The organism is Cedecea sp. Ae19-4, from assembly GCF_059801165.1.
The window spans coordinates 1,512,442-1,533,216 of the sequence record NZ_JBCHWG010000001.1 but is presented as its reverse complement, the minus strand read 5'-3'; the positions used below and the strand labels follow the sequence as shown (position 1 = coordinate 1,533,216).

18 protein-coding genes are annotated in these 20,775 nt (G+C 55.1%); 14 read left to right on the top strand and 4 right to left on the bottom strand.

Going from position 1 to position 20,775, the window contains the following annotated elements; translation table 11 throughout:
* Positions 1–2 precede the first annotated feature (2 nt).
* The 7 genes from AAIE02_RS07335 (at position 3) to AAIE02_RS07305 (ending at position 8,253) form a co-directional block, all read left to right on the top strand.
* Positions 3–689, top strand: a complete 687-nt coding sequence (locus tag AAIE02_RS07335) for a heavy metal response regulator transcription factor (protein ID WP_008458831.1) — start codon at positions 3–5, stop codon at positions 687–689.
* Positions 686–2,089 (top strand): heavy metal sensor histidine kinase, encoded by a 1,404-nt coding sequence (locus tag AAIE02_RS07330; RefSeq protein WP_498532275.1) that lies wholly within the window; start codon positions 686–688, stop codon positions 2,087–2,089. The genes AAIE02_RS07335 and AAIE02_RS07330 overlap by 4 nt, the downstream gene beginning before the upstream one ends.
* Before the next feature lie 192 nt (positions 2,090–2,281).
* The gene (gene etsA / locus AAIE02_RS07325) at positions 2,282–3,469 is read left to right on the top strand and encodes a macrolide efflux RND transporter periplasmic adaptor subunit EtsA (RefSeq protein ID WP_498532274.1); all 1,188 of its coding nucleotides are present in this window, start codon (positions 2,282–2,284) and stop codon (positions 3,467–3,469) included.
* Complete coding sequence (locus tag AAIE02_RS07320; protein ID WP_498532273.1) at positions 3,466–5,406, top strand: MacB family efflux pump subunit; 1,941 nt, start codon at positions 3,466–3,468, stop codon at positions 5,404–5,406. The genes etsA and AAIE02_RS07320 overlap by 4 nt, the downstream gene beginning before the upstream one ends.
* A gap of 3 nt (positions 5,407–5,409) precedes the next feature.
* On the top strand, positions 5,410–6,780 hold the full coding sequence (etsC, locus tag AAIE02_RS07315) for a macrolide efflux RND transporter outer membrane subunit EtsC (RefSeq protein WP_336981235.1): 1,371 nt from the start codon (positions 5,410–5,412) through the stop codon (positions 6,778–6,780).
* Between the two features lie 135 nt (positions 6,781–6,915).
* Entirely contained in the window at positions 6,916–7,818 is a 903-nt protein-coding gene (locus AAIE02_RS07310; RefSeq protein WP_166992377.1) for a DMT family transporter, read from the top strand.
* An 84-nt stretch (positions 7,819–7,902) separates the two neighbouring features.
* Positions 7,903–8,253, top strand: coding sequence for an MmcQ/YjbR family DNA-binding protein (locus AAIE02_RS07305; RefSeq protein ID WP_498532272.1), 351 nt, complete (start codon positions 7,903–7,905; stop codon positions 8,251–8,253).
* Between the two features lie 45 nt (positions 8,254–8,298).
* Here AAIE02_RS07305 and AAIE02_RS07300 read toward each other — a convergent pair whose 3' ends face one another.
* Positions 8,299–8,769 (bottom strand): NanQ anomerase/TabA/YiaL family protein, encoded by a 471-nt coding sequence (locus AAIE02_RS07300; RefSeq protein ID WP_498532271.1) that lies wholly within the window; start codon positions 8,767–8,769, stop codon positions 8,299–8,301.
* Positions 8,770–9,076: 307 nt separating this feature from the next.
* Between AAIE02_RS07300 and AAIE02_RS07295 the strand changes: the two genes are divergently transcribed.
* The 4 genes from AAIE02_RS07295 (at position 9,077) to kduD (ending at position 12,718) form a co-directional block, all read left to right on the top strand.
* A complete protein-coding gene (locus AAIE02_RS07295) occupies positions 9,077–9,874 on the top strand; it encodes an IclR family transcriptional regulator (RefSeq protein WP_498532270.1) in 798 nt (265 codons plus the stop codon).
* Positions 9,875–9,986: 112 nt separating this feature from the next.
* A complete protein-coding gene (kdgT, locus tag AAIE02_RS07290; protein WP_498532269.1) occupies positions 9,987–10,979 on the top strand; it encodes a 2-keto-3-deoxygluconate transporter in 993 nt (330 codons plus the stop codon).
* A 113-nt stretch (positions 10,980–11,092) separates the two neighbouring features.
* Complete coding sequence (gene kduI / locus AAIE02_RS07285) at positions 11,093–11,929, top strand: 5-dehydro-4-deoxy-D-glucuronate isomerase (RefSeq protein ID WP_498532268.1); 837 nt, start codon at positions 11,093–11,095, stop codon at positions 11,927–11,929.
* A gap of 27 nt (positions 11,930–11,956) precedes the next feature.
* Positions 11,957–12,718 (top strand): 2-dehydro-3-deoxy-D-gluconate 5-dehydrogenase KduD, encoded by a 762-nt coding sequence (gene kduD / locus AAIE02_RS07280; protein ID WP_498532267.1) that lies wholly within the window; start codon positions 11,957–11,959, stop codon positions 12,716–12,718.
* Between the two features lie 93 nt (positions 12,719–12,811).
* Here kduD and AAIE02_RS07275 read toward each other — a convergent pair whose 3' ends face one another.
* The gene (locus AAIE02_RS07275) at positions 12,812–15,883 is read right to left on the bottom strand and encodes a beta-galactosidase (protein ID WP_498532266.1); all 3,072 of its coding nucleotides are present in this window, start codon (positions 15,881–15,883) and stop codon (positions 12,812–12,814) included.
* Positions 15,884–15,993: 110 nt separating this feature from the next.
* On the bottom strand, positions 15,994–17,073 hold the full coding sequence (locus AAIE02_RS07270; protein WP_498532265.1) for a LacI family DNA-binding transcriptional regulator: 1,080 nt from the start codon (positions 17,071–17,073) through the stop codon (positions 15,994–15,996).
* Positions 17,074–17,144: 71 nt separating this feature from the next.
* Here AAIE02_RS07270 and AAIE02_RS07265 point away from each other — a divergent pair, with 71 nt between their 5' ends.
* Together AAIE02_RS07265 and AAIE02_RS07260 are read left to right on the top strand one after the other, a co-directional pair.
* The gene (locus AAIE02_RS07265; protein ID WP_008458853.1) at positions 17,145–17,762 is read left to right on the top strand and encodes a glutathione S-transferase family protein; all 618 of its coding nucleotides are present in this window, start codon (positions 17,145–17,147) and stop codon (positions 17,760–17,762) included.
* Between the two features lie 75 nt (positions 17,763–17,837).
* The gene (locus AAIE02_RS07260) at positions 17,838–18,650 is read left to right on the top strand and encodes an arylamine N-acetyltransferase family protein (protein WP_498532264.1); all 813 of its coding nucleotides are present in this window, start codon (positions 17,838–17,840) and stop codon (positions 18,648–18,650) included.
* A 415-nt stretch (positions 18,651–19,065) separates the two neighbouring features.
* Here AAIE02_RS07260 and AAIE02_RS07255 read toward each other — a convergent pair whose 3' ends face one another.
* Positions 19,066–19,707, bottom strand: a complete 642-nt coding sequence (locus tag AAIE02_RS07255; RefSeq protein ID WP_166992397.1) for an HD domain-containing protein — start codon at positions 19,705–19,707, stop codon at positions 19,066–19,068.
* A gap of 113 nt (positions 19,708–19,820) precedes the next feature.
* On the opposite strand from AAIE02_RS07255, the gene AAIE02_RS07250 reads away from it, so the two are divergent.
* On the top strand, positions 19,821–20,774 hold the full coding sequence (locus tag AAIE02_RS07250; protein WP_498532263.1) for a GlxA family transcriptional regulator: 954 nt from the start codon (positions 19,821–19,823) through the stop codon (positions 20,772–20,774).
* Position 20,775: the final 1 nt, after the last annotated feature.

The following is a 20,775-nucleotide window of genomic DNA, read 5'->3' as shown; positions in this document are numbered from 1 at the left end:
CGATGAAAATTCTGCTGGTGGAAGATCAGAAAATGGCCTCGGAGTACATTGCCAAAGGGCTGCGCGAGAACGATTTCGTGGTCGACGTCGCCGGGAACGGTATCGACGGCCTGCATTATCTCCTGACCACTGACTATGACCTGGCGATCCTCGACGTGATGCTGCCCGGTATTGACGGCTGGAAGATCATTGAAATGGCGCGGCAGGCCGGAAAACAGACGCCCATCATGTTTCTGACCGCGCGGGATGATGTGGAGGACAGAGTCCATGGCCTCGAACTGGGCGCGGAAGATTATCTGATCAAGCCCTTTTCCTTTAGCGAGCTATTGGCGCGTGCGCGGGTGATTCTGCGCCGCTCCGCGCCACCCACCGCCATTCTTGAAGAAAATCTGCTGCAGGTGGGCGATCTGAAGCTCGATTTTCTGCGGCACAAAGTGTCCCGCGCCGGGGTGCGAATAGAGCTGACGCAAAAAGAATTTTTGCTGCTAAGCCTGCTGATGCGCCGCTCGGGTGAAGTGCTCTCCCGCACGGTGATTGCCGAGCAGGTGTGGGACATGAATTTTGATCCGGAAACGAACGTCATAGACGTCGCCATCCGCCGTTTGCGCAACAAAATTGACGACGGTTTTGAGGATAAATTACTCCACACCCTGCGCGGCGCGGGGTACGTGCTGGAATTACGCGGATGATAAAACTGTCGCATTTGTCGATCACGGCGCGCCTGACGCTCTACTTCTCCGTCACGATGGCCATCGTGCTCTACAGCGTTTCCGGCGTGCTTTATTCGACCATGCGCCAGCAGCTCAACCATAAAGATGAGCTGGAGCTGCAAAGTTCTATCCAGTTCCAGCAGGAAATTGCCACGGCAATTGGCGAGCGCCAGGACAACGGGGAAGAGTGGCAAACCGAGCTGCTGGAGTCCGTGGTGCGGCAGGAGCGCCTGTCGCTGCGCATCTTCAGCCCGGAAGGTAAGGTGTACGCGCAATCCAACAATATGGTTATCCCGGAGCAGGACTTTCCGCTGCCGGGCCCCGGGTTTAGCTACCGGGAATGGCATTATCGCGCAGAGAATATCCGGCAAAAATACTTAATTACCTCCACGCTGTTCACCCTCAAAAATAACCAGAAATGGCTGGTGCAGGCGGCGCTCAACGTCTCCGGCAACAACGAAATTATCAACACCTATTACAAGCGAATGCAGTTTTTCGCCGCGTTGGCGATTCTGCTGTTTGCCGCCTTTGGCTGGTGGCTTGCCCGAAGGGGATTAGCGCCGCTGCGCACGATCACCACTGAAATTGAGAAAATTCACGCCAACGATCTGCATACCCGGATCCTGGATCAGCGCTGGCCGCCGGAGCTGAACGCGCTGGCGGCGTCGTTTGACCGCATGATGATGCGCCTTGAAGCCTCGTTCCATCAGTTAAATCGCTTTTCCTCGGACATTGCCCACGAGCTGCGCGGGCCGATAAATAACCTGATCTCGGCCGCCAGCGTCATTCAGACAAAGGATCGCAGCGCCGAAGAGTATCAGGACACGCTGGCGGCAATCATTGAAGAGGGCGAACGTCTGTCGCGCATGATCTCCTCTATGCTGTTCCTTGCCAGGGCGGACAACAGCCGCGAAGTGCTGAATGCCGAATGGCTCAGCAGCGCCCATGAATTCGAAAAACTGATTGGTTTCTACGACATTCTGGCAGAAGAAAAACAGATCACCCTCGAAAGCCGGGGAGACGTTTCATTCTATGCTGACCCGCAGCTTATCCAGCGCGCGCTTTCCAACCTGCTCTCTAATGCGCTGCGCCACACGCCAGAAAAGGGACATATCACGCTCAGTGCAAAAATTGCCGATGAACGGGTGGTATTGAGCGTGAGTGATAATGGCGAAGGCATCAAACCCGAACATCTGCCGCTGATTTTTGATCGCTTTTTCCGGGGAGAAGCCTCCCGCAGCGCCACGGAAAACACCGGACTGGGGTTGGCGATTGTGAAAACCATTGCGGAACTGCACGGCGGCAAAATCAGCGTGGTCAGTGAGCCTGGGCGAGGTAGTACCTTCACATTATCTTTGCCGCGGCATGAAACGGTTTAAATACCGCAGAATAATCTCTGTTCGCAGGAACAATACTAAGCGGAATGAGTCTCAGTGAGGTAAACAGGTAGCCTTTTGTGCCGACCTGAATAAAATCCAAACAGATGAAACGTGTTTAGCTCCAGTAGAGACTGGGGCGTTCACTATGAGTTTCTGGGATCATCGCTTTTATTGTTATGGAAAACCTGCCCAATGCTATTGAAACACTTTTCTCGCCGTGCCATTGCCGTGGCCGTGGCGCTGATAATTGCCCTCACCATTGCTCTGTTCTTCTTCCTCAGAAGCCCCGATACGCCTGATTATGTCACGGCTCCTGTACGCAAGGGCGATATCGAAAACTCTGTCCTGGCAACCGGGCGAATCGATGCTATCGAACGCGTTAACGTCGGGGCACAGGTTTCAGGCCAGGTCAAGTCGCTCAAAGTGAAGCTGGGCGACCATGTCACCAAAGGGCAGTCCATTGCCGACATTGATGATGTGCCCCAGCGTAACGACCTGCGTAACGCCGAAGCCGCACTCAATGTGGTCAAAGCCGAACTGCAGGCTAAGCAAGCGCTCCTGAAACAGTCTGAATTGCGGTTCAAACGCCAGCGGCAAATGCTGAGCGAGGACGCCAGTTCGCGCGAGGATTTTGAGTCTGCGGAGGCTACGCTCGCCACTACACGGGCGGAATTACTCTCACTGAATGCCAGGCTTGTCCAGGCGCAAATCGAAGTAGATAAGAAAACCGTCGATCTGGGTTATACCCGAGTCGTTGCGCCAATGGACGGCGTAGTTATTGCCGTGGTCACGCAGCAGGGGCAGACGGTGAACTCCAGCCAGAGTGCGCCGACGATTATCAAGCTGGCTCGTCTCGATGTGATGACCATCAAAGCACAGATCTCTGAGGCCGATATCACCCGTATTTCTCCGGGACAAAAGGCCCGTTTCACGATTTTCTCTGAGCCGGACAAGCACTATGACGCGACGCTGCGCATCGTTGAGCTGGCGCCAGAATCGGTAATGAAAGATGACTCTCTTGCCGGGAGCAGTTCGGCATCAGGGTCTGGCACCTCAAATGCTTCCGTTTACTACAACGCGCTGCTCGACGTGCCTAACCCAGACAATCGCCTGCGTATCGCGATGACGGCACAGGTCACGCTGCTGGCCGGTGAAGCCAAAGATGCGCTGCTGGTCCCGATTCAGGCCGTGCATAAAGCTGAAGGGAATAAGCAGGAGGTGCAGGTGCTGCTGGCTGACGGCAGGCTGGAAGCCCGAGAAGTGAAAACCGGGATCACCAACAGCGTCGATATTCAGATCCTCGAAGGGCTAAACGTCGGGGAAAATGTCGTGCTGTCACAGCCGGGTGAGAAAGCGCCTGGGGAAGGGTTTGTGCTGTGAGTAACATCATCGAGCTGAAGGGCATTAGCCGGACCTACGGTAACGGCGGTCAGGCGCTGACCGTGCTGAAAAATATCAATTTGACCATCGCCGCCGGGGAAATGGTGGCGATCATCGGTGCATCAGGATCGGGTAAGTCGACCCTGATGAATATCATGGGCTGTCTCGACGTGCCCGACAGCGGCGATTATTACATTGGCGGGCAAAATGCCGCCCAGCTTTCGCCGGATGAACTGGCCCGGGTTCGGCGGGAGCATATCGGCTTTATCTTCCAGCGCTACCATCTGATGCCCGACCTTAGCGCACTGGGCAACGTTGAGATCCCCGCTATTTATGCCAACACCGAGCGTGACAAGCGCCGGCTGCGCGCCGCCGCACTGCTTGGCAGACTGGGCCTGGAAGGCCGTGAGCATCATAAACCCGGCGAGCTTTCTGGCGGCCAGCAGCAGCGCGTCAGTATTGCCCGTTCGTTGATCAATGGCGGGGAAATTATTCTGGCCGATGAGCCAACCGGCGCGCTGGATTCTCAGTCAGGCCAGGAGGTCTTAGCCATCCTGAGCGAACTTAACCAGCGCGGTCATACGGTCGTGATGGTGACCCACGACATGAAGGTGGCCCAGCACGCTCAGCGCATTATCGAACTGCGAGACGGTGAAATTATCGCCGATAGCGGCAGTAAGGTCACCGCCACGCAAACTTTGCCGCCGCCTAACCGTACCCGCCAAAGCCGCTGGCAAAGTATGCTCGACCGCACGCGTGAATCGCTGCAAATGGCGCTCAAAGCGATGAATGCGCATCGTTTACGCACCTCGCTCACCATGACCGGGATCATTTTCGGTATTGCCGCCGTTGTGACCGTCGTGGCACTGGGCGAGGGCGCGAAGCAAAAGACGCTGGAGAATATTAAAGATCTGGGCACCAACGTGGTGAGTATCTATCCCGGGCGAGACTTCTTTGATGACAGTATTGAGGGCATTCGTACTCTGGTGCCGGCTGACGCGGAGGCGCTGGCAAAGCAGGGATTTGTCGATAGCGTCAGCCCGGAGGTAAGTGCCTCAGACAACATTCGTTTTCTGGGTAAGTCTGCAACCGCGTCTATCAACGGCGTCGGGCGAGATCACTTCCGCGTTAATGGCATTCAGCTTCTGGAAGGAACCACCTTCAGGGACGACCGTACCGCCCTGCAGGAGGTCATTATTGATGAAAATGCCCGCAAAGCGCTGTTCGACGCCGCCGGATTGCAGGCGCTGGGGCAAATTGTTTTTCTTGGTTCCGTGCCGGCACGGGTGGTGGGCATTGCCCAAAGCAATAACCGGAGCTACGCGCCAAACCGCATTACCGTGTGGATGCCCTACAGCACGGTGATGTACCGCATGGTAGGCAAGCCGGTGCTGACCAGCATCAGCGTCCGACTGAAAGACAATGTGGCAAACGAAGCGGCGGTGAGCGCTATCTCCCAGCTGCTTACTCAGCGCCACGGCGTAAAAGATTTCCAGCTCTATAACTTCGAACAGATCAGAAAATCTATCGAGCGTACCTCGATGACCTTCAGCATTTTAATTCTGATGGTTGCCTGCATCTCGCTGATGATCGGCAGCATCGGCGTGATGAACATCATGCTGGTGTCGGTCACCGAACGAACCCATGAAATCGGCGTACGAATGGCGGTAGGCGCCCGGCGGAGCGACATCATGCAGCAGTTTATGATTGAGGCCGTATTGGTCTGCCTGATTGGCGGCGCGTTAGGTATTGCGCTGTCGTATGCCGCCGGAGCGCTATTTACCGCCCTGGCCGGCGGGATGTTCACGGCTATTTATTCGTGGCAGGCCGCCGCCGCCGCGTTTTTCTGTTCAACATTAATCGGCATGATCTTCGGTTATCTCCCCGCCCGCAAGGCGGCAAGGATGGACCCGGTCGTTTCACTGGCCAGCGAGTAACCTATGAAATTTTTATCACCTTTGGCTTTGTGCCTGGCTGCCGCGCTGAGCGCAGGCTGCGCAAATACGCTTAAAAGCGACTATCACGCTCCGGAAGTACGCTATCCCGCCAGCTGGGACAAGAGCGATGCTACCCGCGACCTGGCCCCGTTTGACTGGCAGGCGTTTAACGATCCCCACCTGGATAACTGGCTGCGCCAGGTTATGGCCAGCAATAACGATGTCGCGATTGCCGTACTGCGGGTGTATCGGGCGAGACTCGATGCGGAAAGAGTCGGTATCACCAACGATCCCGGGCTCAGAGGTTCACTGGGCGTAGACGGGAAAAATCAGCTCAATAACTCGTCAGGCTGGACAAAAAGCAGCGCCGCGAGTCTCAGTACCAGCTATGAGCTTGATCTCTGGGGCAAAATAGCCCGCCAGCGCGATGCGGCGGAGTGGGCAACTCATGCCAGCGAAGAAGATTTACGCGCCGCACGCCTGACGCTGCTTTCAGAGGCCAGCAATAATTACTGGCGCATTGGCTTTGTGAACCAACAAATCAATGTCCTCCTGCAGAGCATCGGCTATGCAAAAGAAACGCTTCGCCTCGCCGGGGCTCGTTATCGTGCAGGAGGTGCTTCCGCGCTGGATGTTGTGGACGCGCAGCAAAGTTTACTCGCGCAGGAAAATCGGCTCACTGGATTGCAGCGAGAGCGCCTGCAGGTTCTGAATCAGCAGGCCGTTTTGCTGGGTACCGCTCCGGGCAGCTCAGTGGTTGAGCCTACAAAACTGCCCGACGGCCCTCTGCCGCAGGTTAACGCGAACATTCCTGCCAGCGTACTGATGCATCGGCCCGATATCAGCGCGCAAGAGTGGCGGGTGCGTGAAGCCCTGGCCAATGTTGATATACGGCGCACCGAATACTATCCCGCATTCACCCTGACGGGATCGCTTGGTTCCGGCAGTAGCTCGCTGCTAAACGTGCTGCATAATCCCATCGCTTCCGTTGGCGCAAGTCTGACGCTGCCGTTCCTGGAATGGCGGCAGCGGGGCGTGGAGGTGAAAATTGCCCGTAACGATTACGAACAGCGGGTGCTGGCGTTTAAACAGTCGCTTTATAAGGCGATGAGCAGCCTTGAAGACGAACTCTCCCTGCGCGATCAGCTTCTGGCTCAGGAGATAAGACTCCGGGAGGGGCTGGATCTTGCGCGTAAGTCTGAGCGCTTGAATGAGGTACGTTACCGCCAGGGCGCCGCGCGTATCTCATTCTGGCTAGATGCCCAAGAGAAACGCCGCCAGGCAGAGCTATTGCTGGATGAAAACCGCTTCAACCAGCTCCAGAATCTGGCAAAAATTTATCTCGAGTTTGGCGGGTCGTCTGCTTTCCCCTAAATCTTGCTAACTAATTCTCCCCAAACAGAAAACGGTTTTTCTTTCGCGGATGCTCGTTTAAAGTTTTGCTGGCTGAATGGGTTTCAGCCAGCAAAATAATAAACAACCGTTTATTTTATGGGGAAGGGTGAAGGCATGCGTGTGTCAGATTATATCCGGCTGTTATTTCTTGCCGCGGTGTGGGGAGCCAGCTTCCTTTTTATGAAAATAGCGGCACCAGAGTTCGGGGCGGTAAATACGGCCTTTTTAAGGGTGTTTTTTGGCTGTACAGGGCTGGCGGTGATTCTTTTCACCCTGAGATCATCCTTCCGCTTTGAGGGGAAATTCCGTTCGGCGCTTATTCTGGGCGCAATTAACTCCGGGCTGCCCTTTTTTATGTATTGTCTCGCCGCAAAATGGTTACCTGCCGGATACTCCGCCATTTTAAACGCCACCACGCCGCTTATGGGCGCCATTATTGGCTTCTCCTTCTTTAGTGAGAAATTAACGGCGCGAAAATGGCTGGGCGTAGTGCTGGGCCTGGCAGGGATAATGGTGATTACATCGGTCGGGGATGCGCATTCCAGCGGGGAGAAGATCGCCGGAATTATCGCCTGCCTGGTGGCCACGAGTTGCTACGGTGTGGCAGGCTTTTTAACCCGCCGCTGGATCTCCAATAAAGGCGGGCTTGACCCTAAAATCGTCGCCTTCGGCAGCCAAATCGGGGCCACGCTTTTCCTGTTACCGTTCTTTACCTGGAGCGTGGCGACCGGTCCGGCAATAAACTGGCTGCAGGGCGATGTCTGGCTCAGCGTGCTGGGTCTGGGGATCCTCTGTACCGCCGTGGCCTATATTTTTTACTTCCGCTTAATTGCCGATATCGGGCCGTTACGCAGCCTCACGGTGACTTTTCTCATTCCCCCGTTCGGCGTGTTGTGGGGCTACCTCATTTTGCATGAAACCATTAGCGAAGCGTTTATCATCGGGGCTGTCATTGTTTGTTTCTCCGTCTGGCTGGTGATAAGCCCGGACAAGAAAACGCTCACCGCAAAAAGTTAACCCTGGCACCGGCTGCGAATAATTGTGGTTATACTAGCCGCGAGCCCGGATAAGGTTTCCGGGCTACGCCGTGAAGGAAAAACAATGCAACAAGAAGCGCTGTTCACTGTGGTATTTGACCGGTATCAGGTTGAGCCCGACTACCCGTGGGACAAGTTTAAGGACTACGCCGTGCTGCGCCATCGCTACAAGCGGAAATGGTTTGGCGTGGTGCTGAGTATTTCCGCCGCAAAGCTGGGGCTGGAAAGCGATGAAGTCGTCGATATTCTCAACGTCAAAGTGATGCCTGGCGCCGTGGGCTCGCTGAGAATGCAGCCGGGAATTTTACCGGCATATCACATGAACAAAGAGCATTGGGTCACGGTATTAATTGACAAGGTACCAGATGAATTAATCCTGGCCCTTATTGACGAAAGCTTTAGCCTGACGCGTTAATTTCATTCCCCCGGACATTGCATGGGACAGAATGTCCGGGGCATATTACAAATAATTTTTCGCTATTTTAATGACCGCTTTTTTGACTGCAGCGGCATTGCCATTAAGCATGCAGAGTGGCTTGTGTACTTCGCCGGGATAGAAAATAATAAAGTCCCCGGCATTCATAGTAATCATAGTTTCATCATCCGGTGTTCTAATAAAAGCAATATCACTCCCCACCAGTTTATCTTCCATGACTTCCGTATGCGGCGGTTTGAGGCTAAACGCCATACCTTCCTGTCCGGCCAAAACAATTTGCACGTCAAGGTATTTCTCATGATATTCCGGGAGGGCTTCAGCGGCTAACCGGGTATTCCCTTCCATGACCATCACCCACACGTTCTCTCCCGCAACATTGTATTTCCCTGCATGAGACTCAGCGTTGATGTTCTGCAAAACATAATCCAATGCCTCGGTTATTTTCGGCGGCAGCCACGGATTCAAACCTAATTCATTAATATTTCCAACAATCATATAACATCCTTTATTCAATGCGGGAGGGAACGTCTTTTTTATTAAATAGCCACCCTCGGGAGACAAAGATATCAGTAAAATAGCGAACTGTGATCCGCTTCACGCATTTAAGTTATAAATAACAGGCAAGAATAATAAGTTGCATCACATAACGTTTTTTAGGCTAATTTTTGTATATCGTTTCACATATGAATCTCTAGGTTCTATATATGAAACAAAAGCAGCGTAAAACACGTTATGAAATAGGTTCGATATATAAAACAAAAAGCGTTCTATATATAAAACGAATCGCTAAATGGAAATAAATATGCATATTCCCGAGAATTTAAAAGAGAGTAAAGCGCCGGCAGCCGTCAGACTGGTGGCTATTCTTGATTTTATTGCGGAAAAAGGCAGCGCCAGTTTTAGCGAAATCAGTACCCAACTGGCTATCCCGAAAAGCAGCACCCACCATTTGCTGGAGGTGCTGTCCGCCACGCACCTGCTCCGTCTGCGCGTTGACGGGCGTTACGCTCTCGGGCTGCATCTGTTTGAGCTGGGGGGCCTGGCGGCAAGCGGGCTGGATATTCGTCTCGAGGCCATTCCTTACCTGCATGAGCTGGTCGAACTCACCGGGCTGACCTGCCACCAGGGCATTATGGAAGGTGATGAAGCCTTTTTCCTTAGCAAAATTCAGTCGCCACAGGCGATTATTTTAACCTCCTGGGAAGGGAAGCGCATTCGGCTGCACAGTACCACATTGGGGAAAATCCTGCTGGCCTGGCGGCCCATCGAGCAGGTTGAACAGATTCTGGCGAAGGCCACTTTCGTGAAGAAAACAGAGTCTACCATCACCGACAAGGCGCACTTTATAGCGCATCTCGCCCTGGTGAAACAGCAGGGCTGGGCCTACGACGATGGCGAGAATATCAATGAAATTCGCTGTATTTCCGCCCCGGTATTTGACGTCAAAGGCAATGTACTTTGCGCCATCGGGTTAACGGGCATGGTTTCACAATTCACCAATGGTAAAAAAGAAGAGTATTTAAGCCATTTGCTGGCAACCACTGAGAGAATATCAAATGCATTAAACTTTGGCCTGAAGTCCAGCCCCATAATTAAATAGTAAACCTGTATTAACCAGGTCATAAATTATCCGAGGATTATTCTCGGAGGTTTACGTCTGGGGTTTTGCAATAAAAAATCCATTGATTAACTCTTTCATCGAGGAAACAGATATGCAAATTAAGAAGGCAATAGATAAAATCCCCGGGGGATTAATGCTGGTGCCGCTATTTTTAGGTGCCCTGTGTAACACCTTTGCTCCGGGCACCGGCAAATACCTTGGCTCATTTACCAACGGGTTGATTACCGGCACGGTGCCGATCCTTGCCGTTTGGTTCTTTTGTATGGGGGCGTCGATTGAGCTCAAAGCCACGGGGACGATGCTGAAAAAATCCGGCGTACTGGTGGTGACCAAGATTGCTACCGCCTGGGTTGTCGCCATGGCCGTCGGGTCGTTTCTGCCGCTGAGCGGCGTTGAAGCCGGCCTCTTTGCAGGTATCTCCACCCTGGCGCTGGTGGCGGCGATGGACATGACCAACGGCGGGCTATATGCCGCGCTGATGAATCAGTACGGCTCCAAAGAAGAGGCCGGAGCCTTTGTCCTGATGTCGCTGGAGTCCGGGCCGCTGATGACAATGGTGATACTGGGCACCGCCGGGATTGCCTCCTTCGAGCCGCAGCTGTTTGTCGGGGCCGTGCTGCCTTTCCTGGTAGGATTTGTGCTGGGTAACCTTGATCCCGATCTGCGTAAAATGTTCGGTGGCGCGGTACAAACGCTGATTCCGTTCTTCGCCTTTGCGCTCGGCAATACCATTAAGCTGCAGGTCATTTTCGAAACCGGCCTTGCCGGGATCCTGCTGGGTCTCGTGGTTATTGTGGTCACCGGGATCCCACTGATTCTTGCGGATAAATTCATCGGCGGCGGCGATGGCACGGCAGGCATAGCGGCCTCAAGTACGGCGGGTGCCGCCGTGGCTACGCCGGTATTAATTGCTCAGATGGTGCCAGAATTTGCGCCAGCGGCACCGGCAGCTACCGCCCTGGTGGCCACCAGCGTGATTGTCACTTCTCTCCTGGTCCCGATTCTGACCGCGCTTTGGGCAAAGCAGGCTAAAAAAGGCAAGACCAACCAGGAGGTTGTTGTCACCAGACAACCCGCACCTTAATTGTTTAGCTAAATATATACCTGAGATTCAGATTAAATAACTTATTCCCTTTATGGCATATACCCGCCAGGGACTTACTCGCGTTAAATTAAATATAGACTAAGGAGTCATGTATGGATATCAGACAAAGTATTCACAGCGATCACGCTAAAACGCTGGACACCGCCGGGATTAGAAAAGAGTTTTTAGTTGAAAAGATTTTCGAAGCCGATAAATACACGATGGTCTACAGCCATATTGATCGCATCGTGATTGGCGGCATTATGCCGGTAAATAAAAGCGTTTCAATTGGCGAAGAAGTCGGTAAGCAGTTCGGCGTGAACTATTTCCTCGAACGCCGTGAGCTGGGGCTGATTAATATAGGCGGGGCCGCCGTGATTACCGTCGATGGCACCGAATACCGCGTAGAAAAAGAAGAAGCGATGTATATCGGGAAAGGCGCCAGGCATGTGGCGTTCGCAAGCGTCGACAGCGCAACACCCGCCAAACTCTACTACAACAGCGCGCCAGCCCACCACGCGTATCCAACAAGAACCATTACCGCCGCAGATACGGTGGCCGCGCCGTTAGGCAGCCTGGAAAGCTGCAATAAGCGCACCATTCGCAAGTATCTGGTGCCGGAGATACTCGACACCTGCCAGCTCAGCATGGGCATGACCCGGCTTGAAGAGGGCAGTAACTGGAATTCAATGCCCACCCACACCCATGAACGCCGCATGGAAGTCTACTTCTACTTCGACATGGACGAAGACACCATCATCTTCCACATGATGGGCAAACCTCAGGAAACTCGACACGTCGTCCTGCACAACGAGCAGGCGGTGATCTCGCCGAGCTGGTCCATTCACTCGGGCGTCGGAACCAAACGCTACACCTTTATTTGGGGCATGATCGGCGAAAATTTAACCTTCGACGACATGGATCACATTGCCATGAAAGATATCCGCTGAATCGCTAGCGCTCACAAGGAGAACACAATGGTTTTAGAACAGTTTGCATTAACAGGAAAAGTGGCGCTGGTGACCGGCTGTAATACCGGGCTGGGGCAGGGCATGGCGGTTGGCCTGGCGCAGGCGGGCTGCGATATTATTGGCGTTAACATTGCAGAACCGGCGGAAACCCGCCAGCAAATTGAAGCGCTGGGACGGCGTTTTGTGAATATCTCCGCCGACCTGAGCCGCTATGAGAATCTGCAAAACGTGGCCGATGACGCCGCCGCCGTTTTTGGGCGGATAGATATTCTGGTGAACAATGCCGGGATTATTCGCCGCCAGGATGCCCTTGCGTTTTCGGAGCAGGACTGGGACGACGTGATGAACGTGAACCTCAAAACGGTTTTCTTCCTTTCTCAGACGGTGGCGAAGCAGTTTATTAAGCAGAAAAGCGGGGGGAAAATCATCAATATTGCGTCGATGCTCTCTTTCCAGGGCGGGATCCGCGTGCCTTCTTATACCGCGTCCAAAAGCGGCGTCATGGGCGTCACCCGCCTGATGGCGAACGAATGGGCGAAACACAATATCAACGTCAATGCGATTGCGCCGGGCTATATGTCCACCAACAACACCGCGCAGTTAAGAGCGGATGCGGATCGCAGTAGTGAGATTCTGGATCGCATCCCGGCCGGGCGCTGGGGGCTCCCATCGGATCTGATGGGGCCGGTTGTGTTCCTGGCGTCACCGGCGTCAGACTACGTGAACGGCTACACCATTGCCGTCGACGGCGGCTGGCTGGCACGTTAACGTTGCTGACGAAGAGGGGAAAAGCGTGGTTTTTCCCTCTTCGTGGTTATGTGAACGCGTAAAGACCGCCTGCACAACAGGCGGCCTTTTCGACTACTTTTTCTGCCAGCTAACCGCGTAGTGATAATGCGACCCGGAGAGCAGAAACTCCGGCGAGACGCTCGGGCTCCAGGAATCGTCCCCGCCCACGCCCATATGATAGCCGTCTATATTCAGCCAACTGCCTTCTTCTTCTTTCAATAAATGCCGGTGCGTGGCTTCCTGCAGCTGTTTCTGGCCGTAGCGGCTGAGATTGAAGTGAAACGCCCCACGCCAGCGGTGGCTGCCGTATTCAAGCGACGAGGTATCGCAGCGCAGACCATTTTCACTCGGGAAAACGTAGGGCGTGTACATGTCCGCCAGCGGCAGCGTCCAACGGTCCATCAGCGCTGAGCTTTTGCGGTCGGGATAGTTCTCGTGCGGGCCGCGGCCAAACCAGTTCACCTCAGATTCAATATCCGCGAGCTGACAGCAAAGGCCAATGCGCGCCGGGGCTGGCGTGCCGAAGGCAATGTCCACATCCACCGTAATATGCAGCACGCCCTCGCTGTCGATGAGATAGCTTTTGCGGCTGATAAACAGCGTTTTACCGTTACCCTGCCAGCTGTGGACGGTGCGAACCAGCACCGCGTTGCCCAGCCAGTCAACGTCGAAACTCAGCAGTTCCGGCGTCAGGTCGTACATGCCTGCGGCCTTCCAGCGCTCCACCCAGGCATTAGGATCGATATGTGCGGCCTCGCTGATGCCGATGTCATTATCCAGCGGTGCCCGTGTGAAATTATCCTGTAGCGGCCGGAGAAGCGTAGGCTGCTGATGGCTAAACCACTGGCAAAGCAGGCCGCTTCTACGCTCAAAGCGCCAGTGCTGATCGCCGTGGAACACATCGGCGTGCCTGTCGTCCATTTGCAGCAACGGCGCTGAACCGCCGGGGAGAGTTGTGGGCCGGACTAACGTGGACGGCAACTGCCACTGAACACGAGCGCAACAATGCCCGGCCTCACTCCATGAGGTGGCTTGTACCTGCCGTACGTCGACATTGAGCCAGACAGCACCGGGGCGCGTAATCTCCGGCAGCGGAAGCTGAAGCACGCGGGTTTGTTCTGGGGCCAGGTCCAGCGCCAGTTCACCGCTGGCGAGCACTTCACCCTCGAGTTTCAGCGTCCAGACCAGCCGTTCGTTATCACTATGGCGGAACAGGTACTCGCTGGTAACTTCCAGTCCGTTGTCCGCCAACAGGCGGAACTGGAAGAACTGCTGCGCATGTTTCGCTTCATGCAGCGCCGGATGCGGCGTGCGGTCGGCGAAGACCAGGCCGTTCATGCAGAACTGCCGATCGTTTGGCGTGTCGCCAAAATCACCGCCGTAGGCGGCCCAGGGCTGGCCGCTTTCATCATGTTTCATCAGCGACTGATCGACCCAGTCCCAGACAAAACCTCCCTGCAGCCGTGGATGCTGGCGAAATGCCTCCCAGTATTTACTGAACCCGCCCAGGCTGTTGCCCATCGCGTGGGCGTATTCGCACAGAATCAGCGGGCGGCTTTCTTCAGGCAGCCCCAGCCATTTCTTTATCGACCACTTTGGCACCTGCGGGAAGGGCTGATCCTGATCCACCCGGGCATACATCGGGCAGATAATGTCGGTGGCCGCCGTGTCCGCGCCGCCGCCTTCATACTGCACTGGCCGCGTGGGATCGTTGGATTTTATCCAGCGGTAGAGGGCATCGTGATTGCTGCCATGCCCGGACTCGTTGCCGAGCGACCAAATGATAATGGACGGATGATTGCGATCGCGCTGCACCATGCGCGTCACGCGCTCGACCATTGCTGGCAGCCACGTCGGATCGTCGCTCAGGCGGTTCATCGGCACCATGCCGTGGGTTTCAATATTGGCTTCATCCACAACATAAAGGCCGTAAAAGTCGCACAGCCTGTACCACAGCGGGTGATTGGGATAATGCGAGCAGCGCACGGCGTTGAAGTTATTCTGCTTCATCAGCAGGATATCGCGCCGCATTGTTTCTTCCTCCATCACCTGGCCGTTGACCGGGTGATGCTCGTGCCGGTTAGTGCCGCGCAAAAGCAGCGGTTTGCCGTTGAGCTTCAGCAGCCCGCCGGTAATCTCCACTTTACGGAAGCCAACGTCATAGCTTTCGGCTTCGATAAGCGCATTGTCTTGCTGCAGGACAACCACGGCGCGATAGAGATTCGGCACTTCCGCGCTCCACAACAGCGGCTGTTCAACCGGCAGATGCAGGGTAGTGCGGTCGTGATAAGCCCCGCGTTCGTCAATAATCTCACTGCCGATAGCCTGCTGTTTCGCCGCCAGCAATGTCTCGCCGCGCCAGAGCTGTACCAGCACTTCGCAGGCGCTGATGTTCTGACCTTCAAGTTTGACTAACGCCCGCAGCTCGCCGCGTGAAAAATCTTCGTTAATATCGGTCTGCAACTGCACGTCGGCAAGGCGAGTTTCCGGCTTATGCAGCAGCGAAACATCGCGGAAAATACCGCTCATGCGCCACATATCCTGATCTTCCAGATACGTGCCGTCGCTCCAGCGAAGCACCATCACCGCAATACGGTTGCAGCCGGGTTTTAGCCCGGCGCTGAGATCAAATTCGGAGGGCAGACGGCTGTCCTGGGCGTAGCCGATCCACACGCCGTTGCACCACAGATGAAAGGAGGAGTTTACGCCATCAAAAATAATCCTCGTTTGCCCGCTCGTCAGCCAGGTTTCATCGACTTCAAATGTGAGCGAGTAACAACCGGTGGGATTGTCTTGCGGTACAAAAGGCGGGTTGACCGGAATCGGGTAGGTGATGTTGGTATAAACAGGCGCATCGTAGCCCAGCATTTGCCAGTTCGACGGGACGAGAATAGCGTCGGCTTCAGGAAGGTCTTCGCTGAGCCAGCCCTCCGGCACCGCTTCGGGGCGAGGGAAATAGCTAAACGCCCATTCACCGTTAAGGGATCGCCTCGACGGTGAGCACTTATCATCCCTGGCATCTTCCAGCGAACGCCAGCTGGAAAACGGGGGATGAGCTGCCAGCGAGTTAAGCTGGGTCACGCCGAGGGATTCCCAGTCGCGGCGGGCCAGCGTGGCATGGAGCGAAGGTGAAATATTGGTCATAGTGATGCACCTATGAGGTGATTGTTATTCGCTCACAATTTAGCGTGAGTTATTCAGGAGTAAAGCCATCACGCCGTATTCGGTGATGGGCCTCACAAAGAACCCCGGTTTTATTTCAGGCGCGAAATCTGCTGCGCGAGGCGGGAAAGCTCATCGGCCAGCTGTGCCGCCGTGGGCTGGATCAGGCTACCCGGTGCGGCTGTCGTTTTGCGTTCTACGAGGCTGACAGGCTGCAGCGCCGCTAATTCACCGCCCTGATGAATAAGCGCCACCATGCCGTTCACGCTGGCTTCGCCTAGCAGCCGGAAGTCCTGCCGGATGGTCGTCAACGGGGGAAGAAAACAGGCGCTATCTTCGGTGTCATCAAAACCAATAACGGAAATGTCCTGCGGCACCACGAACCCGGCTTCGCGAATGGCACGCAGGGTGCCCAGCGCCATTTGATCGTTAGCCACAAGAATTGCCGTCGGCTTCTGCCCGTCGCGTAAAAGCTGGCTAACCTGCTGGTAGCCTGACAGAGAACTCCAGTCCCCACGCAGAAAGGCCGCAGGCGCAAGCTGATGCTCCGCTAGCGTTCGCTGCCAGCCTTCAAGCCGCAGCCGGGCTGAGACCGAGTTTTCAGGGCCAGCAAGCAAGGCAATATGGCGATGCCCCAGTGTGACCAGATGTTCCACAGCAAGATCGGCGCCTGAAGCGGCGTCGGTAACAATATGATTAGCCGAAACCTCCGGCGAAACATCAAGGAACAACACGGGAACATCGCCGCAGGCCGCCTGCACGGCTGCCACCTCCGCCGCTTCCAGCGGAATGTTCACAATCAGCCCGTCAACGCGCTGGGCAAGCAGGCTATTCACGGCGGCGCAGGCCGCGTCCACACCGGGCTGTTCAACCATCGAAATCATTACGTTGAACTGCAGCTCACCGGCTTTGGATTTTATCGCCGCCGCAATCTGCGAAGGGGCATGCAGGGAAAGGGTGGTGGTCGCCAGGCCAAGCGTCTGGCTGAGTTTCCCCGCCAGCTGCTGCGCCACGCGATTAGGGACATAGTTCAGCGCTTTCATCGCGGCTTCAACTTTTTGCCGCGTTTTCGCCGAAACGTGCGAAGCCTGGTTGATCACTCGCGAAACGGTTTGATACGACACGCCTGCCAGCTCGGCAACATCGTACAGTGTCACAGATTTCGCTTTCATTGCAGGCTTCCTTCTCGCAGACGCTGGTAGGGCGGCTATTCTACACATAACGCGAAAGCCGGGAGAAACTTATGTACAAACTGTATGGCGTGTCGAGTTTTGGGTCGGCCATTACTGAATTGATGCTAACGCTGGTTGAGGAACCTTACAAATTCATCGACGTTGATGGGTTTGATACAGCGGGGCCAATGCGGGATCGGCTGCTGGAGATTAATCCGCTGGCGCAGGTGCCAACCCTTGTGCTGGAAAACGGAGAGGTGCTGACCGAAAGCGCGGCCATCGCGCTCTGGATCCTCGATCGTCACCCGCAGTATGCCCCGCCCATTGGCACGCCTGAGCGGCAGCAGTTTTACCGCCTGCTTATCTGGATTGTGGCCAACGTTTATCCCACCTTCACCTACGGCGATTACGGTGAACGCTGGGTAGAAGAAGAGGCCACGGTCCTCACCGAAAACCTTTACCGCTACCGCGAGTCGCTGTGGCTGTGGTTTGAAACGCAGCTCGGTGCTGGCCCCTATATTTTTGGCGAACGGCTGACGCTGCTGGATTTGTATCTGCCGGCGATGACCCGCTGGCGGCCCCGGCAGGCCTGGTTTGACCAACACACGCCTAAGCTCGCCGCCGTGGCGAATCAGGTTCGTGCGCTGCCGCAGCTCAATAAAGTGTTGGGCAGAAACGGCATGCTTTAAAGCACGAACGATCATCTGCCTGCCGGCCTCCGCATTTATAGTGAGGCCATTCATTCGCAGCAGGGAATCAGCAAAATGGCAGTAGATTTGGGGCTTTATTTCGACCGTATTAACTATCACGGGCCGCGCAGCGCCACCGTAGAAACGTTACGTGCGCTGCATCTGGCGCACGCCTGCACTATTCCGTTTGAGAATCTGGACGTTTTGCTCGGCAGAACGCTCCATATCGACGACGAAAGCGTCTTTGAAAAGCTGGTCGTGGCCGGGCGCGGCGGCTGGTGTTTTGAGCAAAATGGCCTGTTTCGCAATGTTCTCGCCGAGCTTGGCTTTGAGGTGGAGAACTTAGCGGCCCGCGTGCTGCTGGCCAACCCGCCGCAGATGCCCGCGAGGACGCATCGCCTCACGAAAGTGACCGTCGACGGCCAGGACTGGATCGCTGACGTCGGCTTCGGCGGTAAAACGCTGCCTGAACCGGTTCGTCTGGTGGCCGGTGAAATGCAGCAGACGACGCATGGCGTGTACAGTTTCGAACGTGTTGACCACGACTGGCTGCTGAAATTCCATGACGCCGACAAGGTGATTAACCTGTATCGTTTTAGCCTCGAACCGCAGTACGACTCTGATTACGAAGCCGGGAACCACTACGTGGCAACGTGGCCGCAGTCGCACTTCCGTCACTGCCTGACGCTGAGTTTGTACAAGGCCAATGGCGAAAAAAATACGCTCTACAGCGCCGGGGAAAACGCACCGGTCTTTACCCGTGCACAAGACGTTTATGATCTGCTCCAGAAAAACTTCAATTTGCGTTTCGACCATCCGCGCCATGGCATCAGTCTCGAAGAGTTTTCGGCGATGCTGGTACGGATTGGCGTGATAAAACCAGCCTGACCTGTCCACTTTGACGCCGCAGTTCGTGCCAGCGCGCTGCGGCGATCCGCCTGGATCGTAAAGTTACACCCCAAAACTCGAAATAAAATAGCAACGGTACGCGCGTAGATAGCGGATATATCTTGTTTCAAAACCAATGCAAGGGTAAAAGGCCGAATAATATGAGGAATATTCAAAAATTGACGTTACTTTGAAAATTTCCTTTATCAATTTGAGCCTTTTTCTTTTAGCATATCGGCGGTTCTCATCAGGCGGCTCAGCGGTTAATACAGGTTATGAAAAACATCTTTCTGGCAATTATCCTTTCTCTTATGGTTATTGGCGCTTTTGCTCACGATCCGCAGCCTGGCACCGGGCTTGATTCGCTTGCCGCCGTGCAGGGCAGGTGACCCCTAAGCCACCCGCCTGACGTTGCTTAACCCGCCCAGCGGGAAGCGCGAATAATACTGCAGAAGTTCAGCGGCTCGAACGCAGGCTCTTTATCCCGAATGACATCGGCCTTCACGTTACCAAACGTGGTGGCTGGTTTGTTTTTAATCCCGTCGTAAAATGCCTGAATAATTTCTTCCTTGAATGCCGCAGGGCGAGGATGTAGTTTCACCACCTGCTCGCGATGTTCCGCGCTGAATTTGTCGTAATCAATCCCAAGCACATCCATTTCCACGCCAGCCGTGACCAGCGCAATTTCCGGCGCCATAAACTCAGGAATACCCGGTGTCGTGTGCAGGGCAATCGCCGTCCACACTTTGTCGATATCCGCCTGGCTAACGCCGTACTGACGCATAAAATCCTGTGCGGCAAACGCGCCGTCCACTTCGAAGCGCCTGTCGCAGCTGCAGTGTTCGTGGGTCAGCCCCATATCGTGGAACATACAGCCGATGTACAGCAGCTCATGATCAACCTTAAGTTCACGTCGCTGCCCGGCCAGCGCCGCCCAGTAGTAAACCCGGCTGGAGTGGTGGAAAAGTAAATCTGATTCGGTGTCGCGGACCAGTTGGGTAGCTTCCCGCGCCATTTTGGTGTCAGGCATGGCGATGCCGTTAATTTTTAAGCTCATCTCTTTCTCCTCATGTTGGTGTTGGAGTAGCATAGGCCTCCGTTGAAATGTCTTGAATAGTCGCATAACGACGATTTAAGACTTATGCCGCAGTTCGCGACGTGGAGAAGACAATGGCGCATCAAATCCTGATCCTGGCGGTGCCGGGCGTTCAACTGTTGGATGTTTCCGGGCCGCTGGACGTGTTTGCCGAAGCAAACCGCGTGCTGTGCCGCGAGGTTTATCACTCACGAATTGTTGCGCTGGAAGCCCCGACAATTGTCGCTTCATCCGGGGTTAAACTGCTGGCTGACGATGTGCTGGAAAGCGCGGCGGGCGGGCGGGAAACCACATTTCTGGTCGCCGGTGCGCCGGATGCGGCAGGCAGAACGCTTAGCGCCGAACAGGGCAAAAAAATGATCGCGCTTTGTACCCAGAGCCGCCGCTTTGGCTCCGTCTGTACCGGCGCACTTTTATTGGCACAAACGGGCTTATTAAAAGGCAGGAAAGTCACTACCCACTGGTCAGCTGCATCGCTTTTAGCCGCCCGTTACCCCGAAACGGAAGTCAGCGCCGACGCGCTGTACATCATGGATGGGGCGTTACGCACGGCGGCAGGCGTGACATCCGGGCTGGATCTCGCGTTAAGGCTGGTGGAAGAGGATCTGGGCCGGGAAGTCGCGCAGGACGTAGCGGCTAATCTGGTGATGTTCTTCAAGCGGCCAGTAAACCAGAACCACTTCATCCGCGAGCAAAAGACCTCGCTCAGCGGCCGCAGCGCGCTGCAGGATCTCCAGCGCTGGACCCTCGCCAACATAGCGGAGGTGACCACGGTCCAGCAGATGGCGGCACATATTCACCTCAGCGTGCGGCATTTAACGCGCCTGTTTCATCAGGAAATACAGATCACGCCGGGCGAGTGGCTGGAGGCCGAAAAAGTGGCAAAGGCGAGGCAGCTGCTGGAGTCCGGCGAGCTGCCGGTAAAAGCGATACCCGCCGCCAGCGGGTTTTCCGGAGTGGATACGCTGCGGCGGGCGTTTGTGCGCCGAATGGGCATCACGCCCGCCGCGTATAAGAAGATGTGCTAAC